Origin of the sequence: Micromonospora sp. NPDC005324 (genome assembly GCF_040607155.1) — a bacterium.
Taxonomy (GTDB): domain Bacteria; phylum Actinomycetota; class Actinomycetes; order Mycobacteriales; family Micromonosporaceae; genus Micromonospora; species Micromonospora trifolii.
The window spans coordinates 1-2,208 of record NZ_JBEXGE010000113.1; the positions used below are offsets into that span (position 1 = coordinate 1).

A 2,208-nucleotide genomic window follows, 5' to 3' on the forward strand; every position below is an offset into this window, starting at 1 on the left:
TGCGCCCTTTCCCGGTCAGGTCGGGCACCTTGCGCCATCGAAGCCCGAGACGCAAATCGACCGCTACTGGCGCGAAGATGAAGCAAACGTCCAGTTAGAGCACTTCATCCTGGCCAGAGCATGTTCGACCCCTGCCCGAGCCGTGCGATGTTCGACGTGCAGGGCCTCTTTCCAGGCTGTTGATCGCTGCCGCCGGTGGGTTTGTGGCACGGGATGATCACCTCCGGGTCGCCGCGGTAGCCGCCGTCGGCCATCACCGGCCGCCCGTCCAACTTTCCTGGATGCCCGCTGCGGTAGACGATCGTGTCGTTGCGTTGCCGGGCTGCGAGTCGCCGACGGCGATGACCAGGCGGGTGCTGGCGTCGATGGCTACCTGCAGGTTCGTCGAGTAGCGGTAGTTTCTGCTCCGGGCAGCCAGGCGGTGATCGCGGGTGGGAATCAGGGTGCCGTCGACGATGGCGATCTGCTCGACCGGCCGATTCCGCACCGGCGCCAGGGCCAGCAGGGGCACGAGGGTATCGATGACCCGGTGCGCGGCGGAGTGCGATACCCCGAACAGCGGGCCGATCTGACGTGGTCAGGTTGGCACGCCAGTAGGCCGCCACGAGCAACACCCGGTCGGCCAGGTCGAGCGCCAACTGCCGGCCCGATCGCTCGTCCACGATGCCGTCACCGCAACGCTCCGCGACCAGCCGGACCAGCGTGCGGAACTGGGCGGGCTACAGTCCGGTGAACGGAACGAATCACTCCGGGCTGGCTGCCGTGATGACCTGCACTCAGGCATCCTGCCCGACCATCCTCAACAGACAGACGCCAGGGTAATAAGACCCCCCTTAGGAGGATCTCGTGATGCCCCCGCGACACCGTTTCGAGTAGTCCCGACTGAAGTCGGCTCAAGCCCATCGGAAGCGAAGTGAGTGCCGAAGCCCGCAGGAAGACGGCGATGGACCGCCCGAGGTGGCTCACGCAGCTCGTCGGGCGAAGACCAGATCGAGCCCGTGAACATCTCGCACCACGAATCCGCTGTCACATGGCTCACAGAGGTAGCCGTTGCCCTCAATGACCCCACGTGCGTGGCGCACGTCGTTTACGCTGATCGTCTGCGCAGCAAAGTAGGGCAGCACCGGAGGTGTCCGCCCCTGGTACCCAGATACGGCCACGATCCGCACCCGGCATACGGGGAGTTGGAACGCTCCGTCTTGGGGCGCGACTTCGAGCAGGGTGTGGAAGCGGGCAAGGTAACCGTCCCGCTCAGCGTCGGCGACCACGAGCAGCACCTCGGTCAGTTCCCGCGCCCCGTTTGGGTGGTTCTGAAACTCACGGGGGTGCGCCAACTCCGGCGTGAGGTGCTCCGCGAGGCCAATTCCGCCTTCCGGAGTGTGTGGCGGGAGGATATGCGTGGTTTTGGCCCGCAGGATGGCGACACCTTCGGCAGTCCGGACCGGCCGCTCGATGGCGAGAACCCCGGTGGTCCGTAGCCCGGCGTCGTTCAGCCTCCTGTTGCTCGCATCGGCATCGGTACAACCAAAGATCAGTGCACGAAGGCCTTCGTAAGAGGCCGCAAGCCTACGCACTCCCCACGGGTCCGGTCCGTCCTGCCGCAGAATACCGAGCAGTTCGACGTAGTTGCGGCCGAAAACCACGTAGCGGTTGGCAGTGCCGAGGGATACTTCGGCATCCCCAGGCCGCGGGCTTCCACGATGCTCTGCCTTCGGCGTCAACACGAAACCCAGTGCCTCGTACGTGCGAGAGACAGCGTCCAGATCGGTGGTCAGGACCATCGTATGGTCCAGGGACACGATGTCGGTCATAGCAGTAGCGTGCATGGCGAGGCACCAAGCGATCCTGCCCCGGTCGAGGATGACGGAAACCGACGTTTGCCGACCCTTCGACGGTGGTTCAGGCCGCGCACGCCCAACCGTTGCCCCGTCCGAGGCTCCGGCAGACTCCCTGCTGGCAGGCGGAGGCCAGCTCCACCGGCGGGCTGTTTGGCGTCTACCGGGCGGGCATCCGCAATCGAGTGTGCTCACCAATGCGTTGATCCGGCGCGTCTCCATCGGTCTGCAGCCGATAGGTTGAGACCATCGGTCGGTGCCAGGAGTCAGCGGAACACTGAGCCCTTTTCATCGTGATGTGCCTGGTCACGGTGGGCGCGGAGGGAAGCTGGAGTCGACATAGGACGAGGCTCCCGGTAAGACAGCAGTCGAC

At 65.3% G+C, this 2,208-nt stretch carries 1 protein-coding gene and 1 pseudogene; both read right to left on the minus strand.

Features of this window, described 5'->3' with window-relative positions:
- Positions 1–90: 90 nt before the first annotated feature.
- Positions 91–725 (minus strand): annotated as a pseudogene (locus ABZS40_RS36590) (transposase family protein); the annotation flags it as partial.
- Positions 726–962: 237 nt separating this feature from the next.
- Positions 963–1,811 carry a VOC family protein gene (locus ABZS40_RS36595; protein WP_354949309.1) on the minus strand — a complete coding sequence of 283 codons (849 nt, stop codon included), beginning with the start codon at positions 1,809–1,811 and terminating at the stop codon, positions 963–965.
- Positions 1,812–2,208: the final 397 nt, after the last annotated feature.

Excerpts from the sequence above, each read along its gene's own strand:
- ABZS40_RS36595 (WP_354949309.1), bottom strand. The coding sequence starts at position 1,811 with ATGACCGACATCGTGTCCCTGGACCATACGATGGTCCTGACCACCGAT.